General features: G+C 48.4%; 21 protein-coding genes and 2 tRNA genes. 15 read left to right on the top strand and 8 right to left on the bottom strand.

What is annotated here, in order from left to right:
- Positions 1-261 (top strand): transposase (locus tag IC21_RS16185; RefSeq protein ID WP_155116793.1); only part of this gene is annotated, 261 nt, incomplete at its 5' end.
- Positions 262-437: 176 nt separating this feature from the next.
- Here IC21_RS16185 and IC21_RS06635 read toward each other — a convergent pair.
- Positions 438-785, bottom strand: a complete 348-nt coding sequence (locus IC21_RS06635) for a DUF4391 domain-containing protein (protein WP_142236803.1) — start codon at positions 783-785, stop codon at positions 438-440.
- Between the two features lie 104 nt (positions 786-889).
- Between IC21_RS06635 and IC21_RS06630 the strand changes: the two genes are divergently transcribed.
- From IC21_RS06630 to IC21_RS06620, 3 genes are all read left to right on the top strand, one after another.
- Entirely contained in the window at positions 890-1,489 is a 600-nt protein-coding gene (locus IC21_RS06630; RefSeq protein ID WP_013860105.1) for a peptidylprolyl isomerase, read from the top strand.
- 135 nt (positions 1,490-1,624) lie between these two features.
- Positions 1,625-1,831 (top strand): hypothetical protein, encoded by a 207-nt coding sequence (locus tag IC21_RS06625; protein WP_019721417.1) that lies wholly within the window; start codon positions 1,625-1,627, stop codon positions 1,829-1,831.
- Positions 1,832-2,163: 332 nt separating this feature from the next.
- Complete coding sequence (locus IC21_RS06620; RefSeq protein ID WP_029142647.1) at positions 2,164-3,414, top strand: L,D-transpeptidase family protein; 1,251 nt, start codon at positions 2,164-2,166, stop codon at positions 3,412-3,414.
- Positions 3,415-3,609: 195 nt separating this feature from the next.
- Here the strand turns inward: IC21_RS06620 and IC21_RS06615 are convergent, their stop codons facing one another.
- Entirely contained in the window at positions 3,610-4,452 is an 843-nt protein-coding gene (locus IC21_RS06615) for an aldo/keto reductase (protein ID WP_019721419.1), read from the bottom strand.
- A gap of 383 nt (positions 4,453-4,835) precedes the next feature.
- Positions 4,836-5,693 carry an aldo/keto reductase gene (locus IC21_RS06610; RefSeq protein WP_029142648.1) on the bottom strand — a complete coding sequence of 286 codons (858 nt, stop codon included), beginning with the start codon at positions 5,691-5,693 and terminating at the stop codon, positions 4,836-4,838.
- A gap of 197 nt (positions 5,694-5,890) precedes the next feature.
- Between IC21_RS06610 and IC21_RS06605 the strand changes: the two genes are divergently transcribed.
- On the top strand, positions 5,891-6,922 hold the full coding sequence (locus IC21_RS06605; RefSeq protein WP_017553439.1) for an NADH:flavin oxidoreductase/NADH oxidase: 1,032 nt from the start codon (positions 5,891-5,893) through the stop codon (positions 6,920-6,922).
- Positions 6,923-7,260: 338 nt separating this feature from the next.
- Here IC21_RS06605 and IC21_RS06595 read toward each other — a convergent pair whose 3' ends face one another.
- Positions 7,261-7,470: a helix-turn-helix domain-containing protein gene (locus tag IC21_RS06595; RefSeq protein ID WP_019721420.1), complete on the bottom strand. Its 210-nt coding sequence runs from the start codon at positions 7,468-7,470 to the stop codon at positions 7,261-7,263.
- Between the two features lie 268 nt (positions 7,471-7,738).
- Here IC21_RS06595 and yugI point away from each other — a divergent pair, with 268 nt between their 5' ends.
- Positions 7,739-8,125 (top strand): S1 domain-containing post-transcriptional regulator GSP13, encoded by a 387-nt coding sequence (gene yugI, locus IC21_RS06590; RefSeq protein WP_013860098.1) that lies wholly within the window; start codon positions 7,739-7,741, stop codon positions 8,123-8,125.
- An 80-nt stretch (positions 8,126-8,205) separates the two neighbouring features.
- On the top strand, positions 8,206-8,340 hold the full coding sequence (locus tag IC21_RS17550) for a hypothetical protein (protein ID WP_257677594.1): 135 nt from the start codon (positions 8,206-8,208) through the stop codon (positions 8,338-8,340).
- Positions 8,341-8,436: 96 nt separating this feature from the next.
- On the opposite strand, the gene IC21_RS06585 is transcribed toward IC21_RS17550, so the two are convergent.
- Together IC21_RS06585 and IC21_RS06580 are read right to left on the bottom strand one after the other, a co-directional pair.
- On the bottom strand, positions 8,437-8,916 hold the full coding sequence (locus IC21_RS06585) for a GyrI-like domain-containing protein (protein WP_234969587.1): 480 nt from the start codon (positions 8,914-8,916) through the stop codon (positions 8,437-8,439).
- 141 nt (positions 8,917-9,057) lie between these two features.
- Complete coding sequence (locus IC21_RS06580) at positions 9,058-9,288, bottom strand: DUF378 domain-containing protein (protein ID WP_029142650.1); 231 nt, start codon at positions 9,286-9,288, stop codon at positions 9,058-9,060.
- Between the two features lie 156 nt (positions 9,289-9,444).
- Between IC21_RS06580 and IC21_RS06575 the strand changes: the two genes are divergently transcribed.
- The gene (locus IC21_RS06575) at positions 9,445-10,794 is read left to right on the top strand and encodes a glucose-6-phosphate isomerase (protein WP_013860095.1); all 1,350 of its coding nucleotides are present in this window, start codon (positions 9,445-9,447) and stop codon (positions 10,792-10,794) included.
- 297 nt (positions 10,795-11,091) lie between these two features.
- On the opposite strand, the gene IC21_RS06570 is transcribed toward IC21_RS06575, so the two are convergent.
- A complete protein-coding gene (locus IC21_RS06570; RefSeq protein WP_029142651.1) occupies positions 11,092-12,093 on the bottom strand; it encodes a potassium channel family protein in 1,002 nt (333 codons plus the stop codon).
- A 165-nt stretch (positions 12,094-12,258) separates the two neighbouring features.
- On the opposite strand from IC21_RS06570, the gene IC21_RS06565 reads away from it, so the two are divergent.
- The 7 genes from IC21_RS06565 to IC21_RS06535 all read left to right on the top strand — a co-directional run bounded on the left by IC21_RS06565 (position 12,259) and on the right by IC21_RS06535 (position 17,997).
- Positions 12,259-12,331: transfer RNA gene (locus tag IC21_RS06565), tRNA-Ala, on the top strand.
- Positions 12,332-12,349: 18 nt separating this feature from the next.
- Positions 12,350-12,422: transfer RNA gene (locus tag IC21_RS06560), tRNA-Ala, on the top strand.
- Between the two features lie 230 nt (positions 12,423-12,652).
- Positions 12,653-13,582, top strand: coding sequence for an ornithine cyclodeaminase family protein (locus IC21_RS06555; RefSeq protein WP_029142652.1), 930 nt, complete (start codon positions 12,653-12,655; stop codon positions 13,580-13,582).
- A 14-nt stretch (positions 13,583-13,596) separates the two neighbouring features.
- Entirely contained in the window at positions 13,597-15,066 is a 1,470-nt protein-coding gene (locus IC21_RS06550) for an aldehyde dehydrogenase family protein (protein ID WP_029142653.1), read from the top strand.
- Between the two features lie 11 nt (positions 15,067-15,077).
- A complete protein-coding gene (locus tag IC21_RS06545) occupies positions 15,078-16,244 on the top strand; it encodes an NAD(P)/FAD-dependent oxidoreductase (RefSeq protein ID WP_029142654.1) in 1,167 nt (388 codons plus the stop codon).
- Positions 16,245-16,319: 75 nt separating this feature from the next.
- Positions 16,320-17,465 carry an N-methyl-L-tryptophan oxidase gene (gene solA, locus IC21_RS06540; protein WP_029142655.1) on the top strand — a complete coding sequence of 382 codons (1,146 nt, stop codon included), beginning with the start codon at positions 16,320-16,322 and terminating at the stop codon, positions 17,463-17,465.
- Positions 17,466-17,526: 61 nt separating this feature from the next.
- Positions 17,527-17,997 carry a divergent PAP2 family protein gene (locus IC21_RS06535; protein ID WP_017554802.1) on the top strand — a complete coding sequence of 157 codons (471 nt, stop codon included), beginning with the start codon at positions 17,527-17,529 and terminating at the stop codon, positions 17,995-17,997.
- Between the two features lie 279 nt (positions 17,998-18,276).
- Here IC21_RS06535 and IC21_RS06525 read toward each other — a convergent pair whose 3' ends face one another.
- The gene (locus IC21_RS06525) at positions 18,277-19,059 is read right to left on the bottom strand and encodes an SDR family oxidoreductase (RefSeq protein ID WP_029142657.1); all 783 of its coding nucleotides are present in this window, start codon (positions 19,057-19,059) and stop codon (positions 18,277-18,279) included.
- Positions 19,060-19,388 lie beyond the last annotated feature (329 nt).

The following is a 19,388-nucleotide window of genomic DNA, read 5'->3' as shown; positions in this document are numbered from 1 at the left end:
CCTCAAGTAGATGTCGAGTTGCCGCAACATGGGCGCACATTTGAAGTGTTATATAGTGCCAGAACGATCATCGAACGAATCTTTGGCATTTTAAAAGACGGATACAGTCTCCGTCGTGTTCACAAGCGTGGGAAACAGGCAGTTGAAGCTCATGTAGATCGATGCATGATATCTATGCACATCATGGCAAATATGGCGTACCATCAGACAGGAAAGGCCAATTGTGGATGGACACGCAATCGGCTGCAAAGAGCAAATTAAGTTATTCACAGGTGGATATGTGAATAAATAAAATGAGCGTTTCCTTTCCACAAAGGGTAGTGAAAAAAACCCATTTTGTGAAGGCGGGATACGTATGCCCTTTTTTTGAAGGAAAATGACCGTTTTACTTCTATTGAATTGAAAATCTGGATGAAAAGGCAAAAAAACCGGGATAATTAATTTTCCAGAGCCTCGCTCAAGGGTATATTTTTATTTTGGCAGAGGCTCTGAATTTTTTCCTTGTGCTTCGCCTGCTTTTCATCATTTTTTATCAATTGAAACCGGCCAATTAGATTGGCATATTGAAAAGCTTCAACTGCTCGGTCCAGATCTTTATATGCTTCATAAAAATTAGAGAAATTGATATTGATCAAATGAATAGATTGGATAAAATCTGATTCAAAATCGTTTTCTGCTTCCGGATCAAACCATGGCGTTTTGTGAATCCCCAATAGAACTGTTTTCGTCTTGTCGGTCTTATTAAGCCTCTTCATAGACGAGCTGATAACGATTCTATCATCCATTATGGTGAAAAAGCCGAAAAGAAGCAAAAGAAAACGTTTGGACTTTTTGCCCGGATTTTAGTAAAGTAGACAAGAATAGTGAAACAAATGGAGGTTTCAAACATATGGCAGAAGACACAATGTATCCGCAGCTTCAAGCGGAAGTGCATGAAAACGAAACGGTTGCAGACATGCAGACAAATATGGGCACCATCACGATCAAGCTGTTTCCGGCCTTTGCGCCGAAAACGGTCGAAAATTTTGTCACGCACAGCAAAAACGGTTATTATGACGGCTTGACGTTCCACCGTGTGATCGACGGGTTCATGATCCAGGGCGGGGACCCGAGCGGAAACGGGACCGGCGGCGAAAGCATCTACGGCGCCCCGTTCGAAGACGAATTTTCAGAGCGGCTTTTCAATTTCCGCGGGGCTTTGTCCATGGCCAACGCCGGCCCGAACACAAACGGCAGCCAGTTTTTCATCGTCCAAAGCAAAACGGTCGATCCCAGCATGAAAGGGCAGATGGAACAGGCGGGTTACCCGGCTGAAGTCGTGGAAGCTTATATGGAAAAAGGCGGGACCCCGTGGCTTGATTTCCGCCACACCGTATTTGGCCAGGTCATTGAAGGCATGGAGGTTGTCGATGAAATCGCCGGCGTCCGGACAGGCCTGCAGGATAAACCGGTGCATGATGTCATCATTGAAAAAATCACCATCCGTTAATCATGGTTCTATGCCGGCCTTCCCTGCGGCTCTTTTCGGAAACCTGACCATCAGCACCGCATGAAAAATGCGGTGCTGTATCCGTTTTCTTTGTGGCTTTCGGCTGTTATGATCGATTAAAAGGGGGAGATACCATTGTTTCCATACCTCATCGGATTTCTGGTTCAATTTCCGCAGGAGAAAAAGTATTATATCCCGGCTTTGATTTCACTTTCATTTTTTGTGCTGCTTGCGGTACTCGTGTTTTTCATTTTCCGGAAAATCAATGAAAAGCAGGTAAAGCAGGCAAAAAAACTGGAAGAAGAAATCATGAAGAAAAATCGCTTTCCACATTCGGAGTAGCGTTTCTTTTTTTATAGGCGGCAGATGCCCGGCGTTTCCGGTAAAAAGGCAGGAAAGGGTGTCATGTTGCTTCCCCGATGAGTTGTGAACGTTGGATGAAATGAAATAAATGGCTTGTATAACCGGGCGGATTCATATATCTTATATGTAAATGATGTAATCTTTTTGTAACATAAACTACTTTATTGGGGTGATCGGCCATAACCAGGAAGAAAGGTCTTCTCATTGGCATCATTGCGGCAGTTGTCATCATTCTTTTAGGCGGTGCCGGCTATTACCAGGCTACCCATTTTAACCCGCATGTCAAAATCAACAGCGTCAAAGTCGGCGGCATGACCACTGAACAGGCGATGGAAAAATTAAAGTCTATGACATTAACAAATAAAGTTTATGTCGGAAACAAAGTTTTGGTGGACGGAAAAGATACAAAGGTCCGTTTTACAGACGGCGATATGGCGAAGGTTAAACGCGTTTTCAAAACCCAGCGCACATGGATTCCGTCTTTTAAAGAGAAAGATTATATGATCATGCCGGGGCGGACGGACCACCACCGCAATGTGACACTGAAGCAGGAAGTTTCCAAAAAACTGGAACAGCAAAATAAAAATCTGCAGGCGCCAAAAGATGCACAGGCTTATATGAAGGACGGAAAAATCGGCGTATCGAAAAGCAAAAACGGCAATCAATACGACATTTCCGCCATGTTAAAGGCATATGACAAGCAAAAATACAACAGTGAAATTCATTTGCGCCCGGTGAAACTTCAGCCGGTCCGGGAAAACAGCAGGATTGTAAAGCAGGAAAAGCAAAAGCTTGAAGAACTCTCAAACAAGACGGTCAACTATCTCCTGCAGGAAAAGAAATACCCGTTCAAGGCAAGTGAACTGGTTCAAAATGCATCCGTCTCCAAAGATATGAAACTGGCAATTGACCCGTCCGGCATCCAGTCGCGGCTGGAAGAGTTGAACAAGGAGAAATCGACGCTCCATAAAAACTTCAGTTTCAAAACGCATGCGGGCTCCGTCATTTCCGTAAAAGGCCAGTCGTATGGCTGGGCGATCGATACGAAAGCGGAAGCGAAACGGATTGCGGACGCCTTCCAAAACGGCAAGGACACCGTCAAGGCCTACAATATTTACGGCGAAGGGTACAGCACGATCGGCGTCGGCTACCATGTCCTGGCCAAAAACGGGATTGGCGATACGTATGCGGAAGTGTCGATTTCCGACCAGCGCATCTGGATTTATAAGGATGGCAAGCTGAAAGTCACAACCCGGGTTGTAACGGGAAGGCATGACACAAATGAAGATACGCCAAAAGGGGTCTGGTATATCGAATACAAAGAGTCCCCGTCTGTACTGGAGGGCAGTGAAGCGGGCAACCCGAATTATTCCGTCAAGGTAAAATATTGGGCACCTTTCACGCTCGGCGGTGTCGGTTTCCATGATGCGGGCTGGCGGAAGAACTGGGCCATGGACGCCTATCTCCACCACGGCTCCGGCGGATGTGTGAACACGCCGCCAAGTGTCATGAAAACCGTCTATGACAACCTGGAACAGAATGAACCGGTCATCGTTTATTAATGGCCGAGACGGCTTCTATACGGGCCGGTTACTGTTTTAGATAAAGGGGCTGTCCCTAAAGCCCCTTTATTTGGATCATAAAATTCATGAAGCTCTTGTGGGCATAGTGACGGAAATTCATAAACGCTTGTATCAAAAAAGGGGGCTCCCATCAGCCGTTTAACGGTTTTGGGGCAGCCCCTTTTTTACATGGGTTTAAAATTCTTCATAGGTTGCCGGATCCTGCCCAAAAGTCCTGCCGTCCGGGCGGCTTAATCCGGATATGGCGCGCATCTCTTCTTCAGAAAGCGAAAAATCAAAGATGGACAGGTTTTCCAGCTGCCTTTCCGGGGAAGCCGATTTCGGGAGCGGAATGGCGCCAAGCTGTGTATGCCAGCGCAAAATCACTTGCGGAACGGATTTCTGATGGGCCGCAGCAATTTTTTGAATCGCCGGATCTTCAAGCAGATGGTTCGCTCTTCCAAGCGGGCTCCATGATTCCGTTACAATTCCGTGTTCTTCATGCCAGGCGCGCTGCTCCTCCTGTGCGAAATAAGGGTGAAGTTCCACCTGGTTTATGCTCGGCGCAACCCCGGTTTCTTTTATGATCCTTTGCAAATGCTCCGGCAAAAAGTTGGAAACGCCGATCGAGCGGACAAGCCCCCATTTTTGCGCATCGACAAGCGCCTGCCACGCTTCCACATATAAATCTTTGCTTGGGTTCGGCCAGTGGATGAGGTAAAGGTCAAAGTAATCGAGGCCGGACCTGTACAATGATTCCTGAATGGTCTGGACCGCTTCTTTATAAGCATGGTGCCGCCCCGGGAGTTTTGAAGTGATGCGCAGCTGTTCACGCGGAACGGAAGAGCGCCGGACCGCTTCGCCGACCGCTCCTTCGTTTTCATAATTAAATGCCGAATCAATCAGGCGGTAACCCGCATCAATGGCGCTTACGATCGCCTGGACGCCTGCCGCCCCGTTCAGTTTGTATGTGCCGAATCCGACGGCCGGAACGGTCATCCCGTCGTTCAGTTTGATTTCAGGAATGGAAATGGACAATTTCTATCGCTCCTTTCGTATTTTGTAATCAGTATACCATTGGCTGGAAAATGCATCCATTTTGATGATTGATCTTGCTGCCTTGGGGCAGAGAAAAACCAGCGTAAAATTTAAACCAGCGGGTTCAGGCGAAAAGATCCAAAACAACAGGCACAGCCCCCCGCGAAACGGCGGGCATGAACCTCCCATGGTGGCTTCGCATTCGCTGGAAAAAAAGCAGCCGGCATGAAAAGTACAGCAAAACCAAAGGGGATCTCTGGAAAAATCAATCAATCGCCGGAAAGCCGCAAGAAATTGGCGATGGGAGGCGCTCCGGGAGAAACCGGTATCATTTCCGGAAAAGCAATTAAAAAAGCAGCTGCCCAGAGGACAGCTGCCCGTCTTTATTCTGGCCTTACGGAAGTTTGTGCTAAAAATTCTTCGTCATCCGGATTCCTTCCGTACCGTTTCCCGGTGTTCAATGAAGCGATTTTTTCCATGTCTTCCGGGGTTAACGAGAAATCGAAAATCTCGCTGTTTTCTTTAATCCGGCTCGGGGTCACCGATTTTGGAATGACGACAATGCCTCGTTCCACGTGCCAGCGCAGCACAATTTGCGCCGGGGTTTTGCCGTATTTTTTCCCAAGCTCAACCAAAACAGGCTGCTCAAGCAGGTTGTTTTTGCCCTGGCCGAGCGGGCCCCATGCTTCATGTAAAATATGATGCTGTTTCAGAAATGCATGCAGTTCATTTTGCGGAAATTCCGGATGTGTCTCAATTTGGTTGATCACCGGCACCACTTCGCTATGGGCCAGCAAATCTTCCAAATGGTGGATTTGGAAATTCGATACGCCGATCGCTTTTACTTTGTCTTCATGGTAAAGTTCTTCCATTGCTTTCCATGTTTCAATATATTTCGGTGACGGCCAGTGGATCAAGTAAAGATCCAAATAATCGGTGCCAAGACGGTCGAGGCTCGCCTGGAAAGCGGCTTTTGTTTCTTCATAGCCGTGGTCGTAGTTCCACACTTTCGACGTAATGAAGATTTCTTTCCGGTCTACGCCGCTTTCCCGGATTGCATCGCCGACATATGTTTCATTCCCGTAAATCATCGCAGTATCAATATGGCGGTAGCCGGTTTCCAGCGCGGCTTTCACAGCGTTTTTCAACTCATTTTCTTCTTTTACAAGAAAAACGCCGAGGCCGAGTTGCGGGATTTCAACGCCGTTATTGAATGTTAATTTTGGAATCGTTTGAGCCATCCTTCATTCCTTCTTTCGCTTAGATATGTAAGTGTATGATGATTTTAACACAATCAGGCAGAATTTTGCACGCACAAGGACTGTGAGCGCAAGTTTTGACGGTTGTAACACCGGTTTGTTATATTTGGAACGAACTTTTCCGCCATTTACATAGCGGTTCAGGTGCAAAAATATCAGGCGTAAGGAGTGGTTTTGCAATGAATGATTTATTTACCCCGTACAAGCTGAAATCGCTTGAAGTGAAAAACCGTATTGTCATGCCTCCTATGTGCCAATACTCCGTTGAGAAAAAAGATGGCGTTGCCACTGACTGGCATTATGTCCATTACGTCAGCCGTGCCATCGGGGGTGCCGGCCTGATCATTATTGAGATGACCGATGTGGAGCCGGACGGCAGAATTACCGACAACGATCTCGGCTTATGGTCTGATGAACAGATCGCCCCGCTTGCCAAAATTGTGGAAGCGTGCCATCAGTACGGCGCCAAAGTCGGGATTCAAATCGGACATGCCGGCAGAAAAGCACAGGACGCAAAACAGCCGGTTGCCCCTTCCCCTATCCCTTTTGATGACAATGCAAAAACACCGAAGGCATTAACGAAGGAAGAAATCAAAGAAGTCGTCCGCAAATTTGGCGAATCTGTCCGCCGCGCCGTCCAGGCCGGTTTTGACACGATCGAACTCCACGGCGCGCACGGTTATCTGATCCATGAATTCCAGTCGCGCTATACAAACAAACGGTCAGATGAATACGGACAGGATTTGGCATTATTCGGAAAAGAAGTCATCGCCGCTGCCAAAAAAGAAATGCCTGCTGACATGCCGCTTATTATGCGCATTTCAGCCCGTGAATATGTCGATGGCGGGTATGGCATTGAAGAAAGCATTGCATTTTCGAAGGCGTATAAGGAAGCGGGTGTTGACCTGTTTCATATCAGTTCCGGAGGCGAGGGCCCTATCGGTGCAGACGGGCGCCCGGGGACGCACGCTGCTTACCAGGTGCCGCTTGCACGCCGGATCAAAGAGGCTTTAAACGTTCCGGTCATTGCTGTCGGCCGGCTGGAAGACCCGGTTCTTGCCAATGCGGTAATCGGAAACGAAGAAGCAGATCTTGTTGCGGTCGGCAGAGGCATGCTGCGCAACCCGTACTGGGCGCTCGAAGCCGGTATCGTGCTCCGCAAAGACGCAGGTATTCCGGTCCAATATACAAGAGGATTTCCAAAAAGATAAGGAAGGCTGTTTGCAGCGGCCGCCCGTAGAAGTTCCCGAAGCGAACACTTGAAGCCGGTACCGCGCTGGAAAAACGGTCCAATATACAAGGGAATTTCCAAAACGGTAAGGAAGGCTGTTTGCAGCGGCCGCCCGTGCATTCTGGCTGAAAGGATAAAAAGCGAATCCAAAAAACAGGAAAACAGCATACAAAAAACGGGGCCGGAAAACCGGACCCGCAAAAATAAAAAAAGGGGGAATACTTATGATAGTGCGGCTTCCCGAAAGTCGCCCTCACTAAGGAAAGCATTGTAGTATTAGGATAGCCGTTGTGAATGAAATTTAAACCTCTTATAAAATTATTTTTTTCCGAGCGCTTCCAAAAATACGGAAGCGGCTACATCAAGAACAGTGGAGAGTTTTAATATTGTCTGTGTGGTCGGAATTTGTTCCCCGGTTTCGTACTGTTCGAGTGTATGTTTGCCAATCCGGGCTTTCACGGCCAGTTCTTCGATGCTCATCCCGTTTAATTCACGGTAAAATTTCAACTTCTCACCAAAGCTATTCATGAGACGCCCTCCCTTAACGATTATTTTAAATAAAAATACTTCCTTTCCATATTCATTTCTTTATTTTATTGTAGCATATGGGCGGGTGGCAGGCTGAAGCAAATTTTTGAACTTTTTTAAACACGGGCAAGTTAAAAATGATAAATATAGGTTCCGGGTGCCTGCCGGGGCTAGGCCTGAAAAATATTTGGGGAATGACATGCACTCGTGACTATGATATAATATTTTATTGCGTATAACAGGAAAAAACAATACTAGGAGTGTTTTCATGTCAAATTATGAAGCAGGAAATGTATACACCGGAAAAGTGACTGGAATTAAGCCGTTCGGCGCGTTTGTAGCGCTTGATGAAGAGACACAAGGCCTTGTCCATATTTCCGAAATTAAACACGGGTATGTCAAAGATATTCACGATTATGTCCACATCGGGGATGAAGTCAAAGTAAAAGTGTTGTCGGTAGACGAAGAAAGCGGCAAAATCAGTCTTTCCATGAAAGCAACGGAAGAAGCGCCGCATCAAGACACAAGGAAACCGCGCCGGCGCCAAGGTGCCGTGAAAGCCGCCGAAGAGTCCGGAGAAGGTTTCAACACGCTGCGCGATAAGTTAAAAGAATGGATTGAAAAATCAAAACGTGAAGATTTGATTAAAAAATAATCGGGCGATTCCGGGCATACAGATTGTCCGGATTTTTTTTATCCGAAAAACGCCGGGTCTGCGGGGGATAAATCCGGTGTATGGATCTCAGTTCCGCCGTGAGCTGGCTACAAATCCCGCTTACGCCGCTGCCCAATTTAAAGTGCGATGCAAACCGCTTGTACGCGCAAGCCCGCCGGATGAATGGCGGGCGCCGCCGTTTCTATGAAGAATAGTTTCTTACCACGATTTGCCGGGTGAATCCGTCTGAAACCACGTGCCATGTTGCTATGCAGAATAGTTTGCCTAACGCGGGGAAATCTGCCCGCGTATTATTCTATATATAGCGGGATATAAATGGTCAATTCCGGTTCATCGCTTAAAGGTTCGTATGTTGCCGGATAATCTTCACGGTGCTCAAGCTGCCCCTGAAAGACGGTATAGCCGTTTTTCCTGATCCATTTATACAATTCGGCATACGCTTTTTGCACGCCTTTGCCTTTATATTTCGCAGCCGCAAATGTATACGAAGGAACAGTCAGGGCTGTCATGCCTTCCGGAACCGCTTCTATGTAGGCCACTTCGCGGACAAGGTAAAAGGAAAACAAGCCATCATCATCCTGCGGGTGGTAGGAAAGCCCGATCACAACACCGGGATCGGTGCAATGACGGATTTCCCCCATTTTTTGCTTAAATTGATGGAAAAATCTTTTGATATCCCCGTTTGCCGCCTGCTCGAAGGTACCGGTCCATTTGCTCCCGACCGCGTTAAATGCGTGTTTCTGAACAATTTGAATTTCCAAGCTGCACACTTCCCCGCTAATCTTTATAGCTTCATTTTAAATGAAAAAAGAAGCGGGCGTAAAGGAAAAAAAGATAAAAAAACACAAAAAAAGGCAGGCATGCTGCACTGCCTTTGCTACAATGAATACGGTTTCCCACGGCCGGATCACTTATCTCGTCGGTTTTGCCTGGGTAGTACGTTCCAATTCGGCATCCGGTTTGAAAAGCAGGCCGAGGTTAATCAGGCCGCAAATGCCGACAATGCCATAAATGACCCGGGAGATCGCGGAATTGTCCCCAAAAATGGCCGCTACCAGATCAAAGTTGAAAAAACCGATAAAGCCCCAATTGATCGCGCCGATAATCGTGAAAATTAACGCAATTCTTTGTACAATGCTCATTTTTTTACCTCCTTGTTCAATGTACAGGAATAGCATGGCAAGAATCCGCAAACATTATGCATGCAGGAAATGTGAGAAATTCGTTACATTCCTTGCGAAAAGGGTAAAGATTCGATAAAGTGGAGATGGTAAATCGATAACAGGAGGATCTGGACAATGACGCATATTCAGTTTGATTATTCAAAAGCGCTCGCGTTTTTTAACGAACATGAAATTACATACTTAAGCGAACCGATTCGATTGGCCCACAAGCTTTTACATGAAAAAACCGGTGTCGGCAATGATTTTACCGGCTGGCTGACATTGCCAAAAGATTATGATAAAGAAGAATTCGCCCGTATCCAAAAAGCAGCGGCAAAAATCCAAAGTGATTCCGACGTGCTGCTTGTGATCGGCATCGGCGGTTCTTATCTTGGTGCCCGTGCCGCAATTGAAATGCTCAACCACAGCTTTATGAACGTGCTGCCGAAAGAAAAACGCAAAAACCCGCAAATTTTCTTCGTCGGCAACAGCATCAGCTCCACCTATATGAAAGATTTAATGGACGTTCTGGAAGGCAAAGATTTCTCCATCAATGTCATTTCCAAATCCGGAACAACGACAGAACCGGCGATTGCTTTCCGTATTTTCAACAAACTGCTCATTGAAAAATACGGCGAAAAAGAAGCAAAAGGCCGCGTCTATGCGACAACGGACCGCGCAAAAGGAGCATTGAAAACGCTGGCTGATGCGGAAGGCTACGAAACATTCGTGATTCCGGATGATGTCGGCGGCCGTTACTCTGTTTTAACGCCTGTCGGTCTGCTTCCGATCGCAGTAAGCGGCGTCGATATCCAAGCGATGATGGACGGGGCGGCAAAAGCCGTTGATGATTTCTCGAACCCTGAAGTAGCGGAAAACATTGCCTACCAATATGCGGCTGTCCGTAATATCCTGTACCGCAAAGGCAAAACGATCGAAATGCTGATCAACTACGAACCGGGGCTGCAATATTTCTCCGAATGGTGGAAACAATTATTCGGCGAAAGTGAAGGGAAAGACCAAAAAGGCATCTATCCTTCTTCCGCAAACTTCTCGACCGACTTGCATTCCCTTGGCCAGTATGTCCAGGAAGGCCGCCGCGACTTGTTTGAAACGGTCGTAAAAGTAGAGCAGGCGCGCGAAGAACTGACAATTGAAAAAGAAGAAAACGATTTGGATGGTTTGAACTACTTGGCCGGCCGTACCGTTGACTTTGTGAATAACAAAGCATTTGAAGGTACATTGCTTGCCCATACAGACGGCGGCGTACCGAACCTGGTGGTCTCCATTCCGAAAACCGATGCATACACATTCGGCTACCTCGTTTACTTCTTTGAAAAAGCCTGTGCGGTAAGCGGCTATTTGAACGGCGTCAACCCGTTCGACCAGCCTGGTGTGGAAGCATATAAGAAAAACATGTTCGCACTCCTCGGCAAACCGGGCTATGAAGATTTGAAAGCAGAACTCGAAAAACGTTTGAAATAATGCAGAAAAAAGCAGGGCAATGCCAGCCCTGCTTTTTTTCTTGGATAAGGCAAACGCAAGCCAAAACTTCCAGCTGATTCAGATGAAGCCGCTTCTCAAAACGAAGCAATCTTCGTAGTGCAGCATATCAGATGTAGCATAAGGTGCAAGCCGCTTTATAAAAATGCGCAATCTGCAAGGCACGGGATCAGCTGCTTTTCCAATTTGGCCGTCCACTGCTGAACATCCGCCTGCACCGGTTCTCGGTTATTTTATCGCCAATTCGCTGGAAAATTTTCCTGGCAAACTTTTGAATGGTTACTTGCCTTTTTCCAAAACGACAAATAAATGCTCTTCATCCGTAATGGTATAATCCAAGGGCGGATTGATCATGGTGTCATCCCTCGATTGGATGCCGATTAAAATTTTTCGCTCTTTCTGCAGCTGCCGGCTCAAATCTTTTACCGTCAAATTCCGCCACTTCGGCTTCACCGGAATAAAGTCAAGATGGTTTTTTTCCTGCTGGTTCAATAACGACAAAAGCGTATCGGACATCCCGTTTGAAATCAGGCTGTTCAGCATGACAAAGCTTGCCTGTATATTTGCCTGGATCACTTCATCCGCGCCCGCCCGCTTGGCATTTACTACCTGGTCGGCTGTCTGGATTTCCACAATACAATATGCATCCGGGTTCAAGCCTTTGACAGCAAGCAGTGTCAGGACTGCGCCCATGTCTGCTTCCGTCTCCGTTTTATGCTGGTCGGACGTGATCAGCACTGCCTTCGCCGCCCGGACATTTGCTTTTTTCAGCGTCTCGTCCTGATACGGCTTTCCTTTTATAAAATACACATTATCATAAGGATAAGGGTTGGATTCAAGTGTTTCATCCACCAATACAATGGGCTGCCGCTCTTTTAATTCCATGAGCTGCCCGATTACTTTTCTGGCGCGTTCGTTCCAGCCGATAATGACCATTTGTTTTCCTCCCGTAAACACCGCTTTTCCTTCCAAAAAAGCGTTTTGCCGTTTAGCCGTTGCACCGGCCAGCGCCACGAAATAAGCAGACAGAATGCCGGCACCCGATAAAATGAGGATGATGCCGATCACCCGGCCCGCAAAAGTGACCGGGTACAAATCCCCGTAACCGACTGTTGCTGTCGTGATGACTGCCCACCAAACACCATCAAACACCGTCGGGAAAGTTTTCGGTTCGACAAAATGGATGGCCAGCCCGAATACAAAGATCACAGCAAGGGCCAGGTTCAATATCCGGACAATGATCGGCCAGCGTAAAAAACGGTAATAAAAGAAATGAAACATACCGTCCACTTCCTTTTTTGGTATCTTCATTAGTATTCCCCGGCCGCAATGCGAAAAAACAAGGCGGCAAACGGGAAACTATTTTTTAAAAAAATAGTTGCACAATCATTTTTTGCATTGTATAATAACATTGTCGCTGATGAAAAACGGTGATCATGACAAAACGGGGCATTAGCTCAGTTGGGAGAGCGCTACATTCGCATTGTAGAGGTCGGCGGTTCGAATCCGCTATGCTCCATTCCCAACTTTATATCACGGGGCATTAGCTCAGCTGGGAGAGCGCTTGCATGGCATGCAAGAGGTCAGCGGTTCGAACCCGCTATGCTCCATCACACAAAACGTCCACCCTGTTACAGGTTTGGGCGTTTTTTCGTATATGCGCCCCTGAGGAAAAATAAAATTAACCCCTGAGGAACTGTCCCGTTATAGCCCCCAATCCGACAAAGCTTGAGGTCCGGGACCCAAAGCTGCTTCCCCGGCTGCCAAATCCTTTTTTATCATGATCCTGCTTTGCCTCACATATATTTTTACCAAATCCCTGAAGTAAGGAGGTGCGGCCTTGCTTGTCCTTAACGGAAGTGATGTCCTCAAATCGGCCTCCATGCAGGAAATGGTTGCAGCTGTAGAAGAAGCATACCGCATCTATGAAGAAAACGGTTATCAAATGCCACTGCGCACGCATTTTACCATCCGGAACCACTCCGTCCTTTTTATGCCGTGCAGCACAAATGAGGCAGCCGGCGCAAAAATCGTCTCGGTTTTCCCGGGCAACAAGGACCGGCCGGTGACACAGGGCGCTGTCATTTTGGTTGACAGCAGGAATGGATCCATGAAAACGCTTATGGACGGCACGGTTTTAACCGGGCTCCGGACCGGGGCAATCGGCGGGGCGGCGGCAAAATATCTTGCGCCTGGCGATGCCAAAACGGCCGGGCTTATCGGCACGGGTTATCAGGGGCTGTATCAGCTTGCCGGCGTTTGCACCGCACGCAACATCGAAAACATTTTTTTATTCAACCGGACACCTTCCCACATTCCCCCATTTATTCGCCGGTTCAAAACGCTCATTCCAAATATCCCGGTCCATACAGCCAAATCCGCCCGCGAACTTGCCGAGAACGCCGATATCCTCATTACGGCAACATCATCTGCCACACCTGTACTGCCGGAAGAAGACCTTTACGACGGAAAGCTTGTCATTGGCATCGGTTCATACCAGCCGCATATGCGCGAATTTCCTGATGCGCTTTTGAAAAACTTGAAATCGATATATCTCGACTCGCACGATGCCGCAAAGGAAAGTGGGGATGTGGACAGCCGGCTTGAAACCATTCCGTTTTCCAAAATTGTCACGCAAAAAGTAAAGCCGGATCCAAACACGCTGCAGGTTTTTAAATCAACGGGCATGGCCCTGTTTGACCTGGTGGCTGCAGAAACGGTTTACGAAAAAGCCATACAGCTCGGGATCGGGCAAATGCTCGATTTTTAAAGGGGGAACAGCGCATGGAAAAATATTTGAATTACATTGACGGCGAGTGGTGCAAACCGTCAACGGGAAAATTTGCCCCGGTTGTAAATCCTGCAAACAGGAAAACATTGGGCGAAGTGGCGCAGTCCGAAGCACGGGACCTTGACCGCGCCGTCCAGGCTGCCAAAAGCGCGCAAAGCATGTGGCGGCTCGTTCCGGCACCTGAGCGCGCAAACTATTTATACAAAGTCGGAGAACTGTTAAAACAAAGAAAAGAACAGATCGCGCGCACGCTTACAAGCGAAATGGGCAAGGTGATCGATGAAGCGCGCGGGGAAGTGCAGGAAGCGATCGACATGGCATTTTACATGGCAGGGGAAGGGAGACGCCAATTCGGTGATACCGTGCCATCTGAGCTGCAAAATAAATTTGCGATGAGCATCCGTGTGCCGGTTGGCGTTGCCGGGCTGATCACGCCGTGGAATTTTCCGATCGCCATTGCTTCCTGGAAATCACTGCCGGCGCTTGTAACGGGGAATGCGGTGATTTGGAAGCCAGCTACGGAAACGCCGGCCACAGCATGCGCATTTGTAAAAATTTATGAAGAAGCGGGACTCCCAAAAGGGCTTGTCAATCTTGTCCACGGCTCCGGTTCCGTGATTGGCGGAGCGATGGTGGAACATCCGGGCATCGGCCTCATCTCTTTTACCGGCTCGAATGAAGTCGGGCGTAAAATCAATGAACGGGCAGGCGGCCTTCTGAAACGGACTTCGCTTGAAATGGGCGGGAAGAACGCAGTGATTGTCATGGACGATGCGGATCTTGATCTAGCGGTGGACGGCATCCTTTGGGGTGCATTTGGCACGAGCGGGCAAAGATGCACGGCTACAAGCCGGGTCATTGCCCATGAAAAGATCAAAGATGCACTAGAAGAAAAGCTGATCCGGCGAACGGCGGAATTGAAAATCGGCGACGGCCTCGATGAAACGGTGGCAGTCGGCCCGGTTATCAATGTAGAAGCGCTCGACCGCATCCACCAGTATGTTGAAACCGGCAAAAAAGAAGGGGCAAGGCTGCTTACAGGCGGGCGCATTTTGCCGGGAAAAGGATATTACTATGCGCCGACCGTTTTTACGGATGTCAGCCCGGAAATGGTCATTGCACAGGAAGAAATTTTCGGCCCGGTTGTTTCGATCATTCCGGTAGCAGGCCTTGAAGAAGCGATTGCCGTTAACAACAGCGTCACGTTCGGGTTATCGAGCGGCATTTTTACAAAAGATGTGAATAAAGCTTTTCAGGCGATGCGTGATTTGGATACCGGGATTGTCTACATCAATGCCGGGACGACGGGGGCTGAAATCCATCTCCCGTTCGGCGGGACAAAAGGAACGGGCAACGGGCACCGCGACTCGGGGCCCGCAGCGCTTGATGTATACACGGAATGGAAAGCCGTGTATGTCGATTTCAGCGGGAAACTGCAGCGCGCCCAGATCGACAATCATTAAAGGGGGATGGGATGAAAAACAAGGCGGATGTGATCATTGTTGGCGGCGGGATTATCGGTTCGAGTGTGGCGTACCATTTGCTCGCGGACGGGTTTACAGGCAGGATCATTGTGTTTGAAAAGGACCCCTCCTATGCATATGCGTCAACCCCGCGGAGCGCAGGCGGCATCCGGCAGCTTTTTACAACGGGGATTAATATTAAAATGAGCCGGTACAGCCTTAAAGCCTATCAAAATTTCACCCGTAACATGGCCATCGGGAACGAAACTTTTGAAATCGATTTGAAACAGCGCGGATACTTATTTCTAGCGGCAGAAAAAATGAGGCCGCTTTTTGAAAAGCAGTTAAAGCTCCAGCACCAAAACGGCATCTTATCTGAATGGCTTGGGAAAACAGAGCTTGTGGCGCTCATTCCCGAATTAATCACGCGTGATCTTGCAGGCGGGCTGTACTGTGCGGAAAGCGGGTATTTGGACCCGTACACGGCGATGCAAGGGTTTATAAAAAATGCGAAACATCTCGGCGCGGAATATATTTATGAAGAAGCGGACTGCTTTTTGGCGGAAGAGGGCCGGATAAAAGGCGTGCGGCTCAAAGATGGCCGGGCGTTTTTTGCGCCTGTTGTCGTGAACTGTGCGGGCGCCTGGGCTTCCGGATTGAGCAGCAAAGCCGGATTGCCGCTTCCGATTATACCGGTACCGCGGCGGATTTTTATGTTTGATGTGGAAAAACCGCTTGCAAAACCGTTGCCGCTGACGATGGATCCGACTGGTGTCTATTTCCGGCACGAGGGGCGCAAAATCATTGCCGGATACGGGGAAGAGGAAAAGCCGGCGATCGACTTCAGCTGGAAGCGGTCCGAATTTGAAGAGCAGATTTGGCCTGTTCTTGCGCAGCGCATCCCGAATTTTGAAAAGGTAAAAGTCGAACGCGGCTGGGCCGGCCTTTATGACTACAATACTGCCGACCATAATGCCATCATCGGCGAGCATCCGGAAATGAAAGGGTATTTTGCCGCGTTCGGGTTCAGCGGGCACGGTATGCAGCAGGCGCCGGCCGTCGGAAAGGGGCTGTCGGAGCTGATCCGGACCGGAAAGTATGAAACCATTGATCTTACACCGCTCCGGGTCGAACGGTTTGCGGAAAACGACCTTGTTACAGAAGATGCCATTTATTAAAAGGGCATCTTCTGTTTTTGCCAAATTTTCCAAACCACATGTTATAGTTATAATAACGGAGAGGGAGGGAATACAATGGAGAAACATTACGATGTTATTGTCGTTGGTGCCGGTTCAATGGGAATGGCAGCCGGTTATTTTCTGGCAAGCCAGGGTGTAAAAACGCTTTTGCTGGATGCTTTTGACCCGCCGCATACATCCGGCAGCCACCACGGCGAAACGAGAATCATCCGCCATGCCTACGGGGAAGGGCGGGATTACGTGCCGCTCGTGTTGCGGGCGCAAACGCTTTGGGATGAACTGGAAAAGGCCTCCGGAGAAAAGATTTTTGCCAAAACCGGCGTCCTCAGTTTCAGCCCGGAGGATCATGCGGCCTTTTTAAACGAAGCAGTCGAAAGCGCAAATACATACAACCTCCCGATTGAAACGATGGCCGGCGTGGAAGTGGAAAAACGCTGGCCCGGCATTTCGCTTCCCGCGGGCTACCGTGCCATTTATGAACCGGATGCCGGCGTCCTGTTTCCGGAAAACTGCATCCGCGCCTGCCGTAAACTGGCGGAAGCAAAGGGTGCGCGCCTGCTTGCCAATACCCAGGTTACAGATCTGAAAACCGACGGCCGGACTGTCACTGTTGTAACAGAAAGCGGCACATTCACCGCTGAAAAATGCATTGTCAGCGGCGGTGCGTGGAACGGGAAACTGCTTGAAAACTTAGGGCTCAATTTGCCGCTTCAGCCGGTCCGGAAAACGGTCGGCTGGTTTGAAGCGGACGAAGCGCTGTTCAATGCAGATGTGTTTCCGGCTTTTACAATGGACGGATACGAAGGAACATACTACGGTTTTCCAAGTTTTAATGGAAGCGGCGTGAAAGTCGGGCGCCATGACGGCGGGCAGGCGGCTGACCCTGATACAATGAACCGGGAATTTGGCGCATACCGTGAAGACGAAGGAGATATCCGGGCCTTTTTGAAAACATACATGCGGGGGGCAGCCGGTCGCTTAAAAAAGGGAAAAGTATGCTTGTACACCAATACGCCGGATGAACATTTCATCATCGATACCCATCCTGCATATCCCAATGTGGCCATAGCCGCAGGATTTTCAGGACACGGCTTTAAATTTGCAAGCAGTGTCGGAGAGATGCTCAGCCAAATGGTGTTAAAAGAAAATGCCGAAAGCCCATTGCCGCTTTTTTCAATTAACCGGGCGGCTCTTGCATGATCATCATCGCAGCGTACACAGCCGGACAGAAAAAAATAGTTTTTTTCATGAAGGAGGAAAAATGTTTTTATCGTATCCGATTTTATCCGCTTTACTTGGAATGCTTGTAGCACAAATCATAAAAGTGCCCATTCATTTCATCACATCAGGGAAATTTGACTGGAGAATGGCGTTCAGTACAGGCGGAATGCCCAGTTCGCATACCTCGATGGTCATTGCCCTTACAACGGCGATCGGGCTGACTTCCGGATTCGGTTCCAATGCCTTTGCCATCAGCATCGTGTTTTCATCCATTGTCATTTACGATGCCACCGGTGTGCGCAGGCAGGCCGGCTTCCATGCAGAAGTGCTGAACCGCCTGCTCGCCGACTTTAACCGCCTCATGGAGACAATGAAAGATCCGGAGACAACAAATGCGGAATCCCGGCAGAAACTGAAAGAACTTTTAGGGCATAAACCGGCAGAAGTATTTTTCGGGATCATTACGGGCATCCTCACTGCCGTGTTGGCATTCATATTTTATCCGTTTTAAAATCGCAAAAAAAAGAAAGGCGGCGAAAAGAGACAACGCCATTAAAAAAGTGATTTTGTATTACCATGCATACAACATATAGAATGCAAAAAGACGTTGAAACACAAATAGCAGGAGTGTGTCAACGTCTTTTTTATTTTTGCAGTGCTTTTTCAGTGGCTTCAAAGAGACAACGCCGCCTTTTAAATTGGGCTTGGAAAGGATGCCAAACATGATTTTAGGAAAAGCTCTGCGCACCTTCAACATGCGGATGTCCGGGGCCGGATGCGTCAATAAACGTTATCCCCGCAGCAGCGATTCCGTCCCGTCGATATAGATGTCTGTGCCGCTAATATGGCTGGAATCGTCCGATGCAAGGAACAAAACGAGATCGGCAACTTGTTCCGGTTTTCCCGGCCCTTCGGAAAGCGGCTGGTCGCCCTCCGGAAATTCAGCCGGAATTTGCACTTTCTCGAGCGCTTCCGTACGGTTCGTGTTTTGCTCGATTTTTGTTTCAATCGCCCCCGGGCAAACAGCATTGACCCGGATTTTATAGCGGGCAAGTTCCAAAGCGGCCATTTTCATAAATGCTACCTGCCCTGCTTTTGAACTGCTGTAGGCGGACATGCCGATGTTGGAAAAAATGCGGTTGCCGTTGATCGAGCTTGTGATGATAATGCTGCCGCCGCTATTTTTCATATGCGGGATTGCATATTTTGTCAGGAGAAAAGTCCCTTTTAAATTGGTCGACAACGTTTGATCCCAGTCATCCGGGGACAAATCTTCAATCGGTGTCACTGTCCCGTTAATGCCGGCATTGGAGAACACGATATCCAGCCGGTCCCATTCTCCGACTGTCTTGTCAACAGCCGCTTTCACCTGTTCCGGATCAGCGACGTCGACTTCCAAAGCCATTGCCTCCCCGCCATTTTGTTCAATCCGTCTTTTCACCTCATCCGCCCGTTCCTGTTCAATATCCATTACGCAAACTTTTGCGCCTTCTGCAGCCAGTTTCAAAGCGGACGCTTCCCCGATGCCGGAACCGCCGCCGGTTATAATCGCTACTTTATCTTTCAATCTCATCTTCACTTACTCCTCTCCGATGGAATACGACAGTAGTTTACCCGTTCTTCAACTGTTTGTAACAAACAGTTGAAGAAGGTTGTTGAAAAAGAGAAGCCGGGGACCATTCGATTGGGTGTTTTCCCGGGGCAAATGGGCACGCGCTGCCGTTTATGAGTAAGACATTAGCGTTCGGAAAAACGGCCGTTTCCATGCACCGGAGCAATATCACCTCATATTGATTGTACGGATTTTTACGATATAATCAATATATACGAAATTTTTCCGCACAAAGTGAGGTGAATTGATATGGCCAAGCAAAACAAAGCTTTCAAGTTTCGTTTGTTACC

It is taken from the genome of Heyndrickxia coagulans DSM 1 = ATCC 7050, assembly GCF_000290615.1.
Classification (GTDB): Bacteria; Bacillota; Bacilli; order Bacillales; family Bacillaceae_C; genus Weizmannia; species Weizmannia coagulans.
The sequence above is the reverse complement of the archived record's forward strand: the minus strand, read 5'-3'. Positions and strand labels throughout refer to the sequence as shown.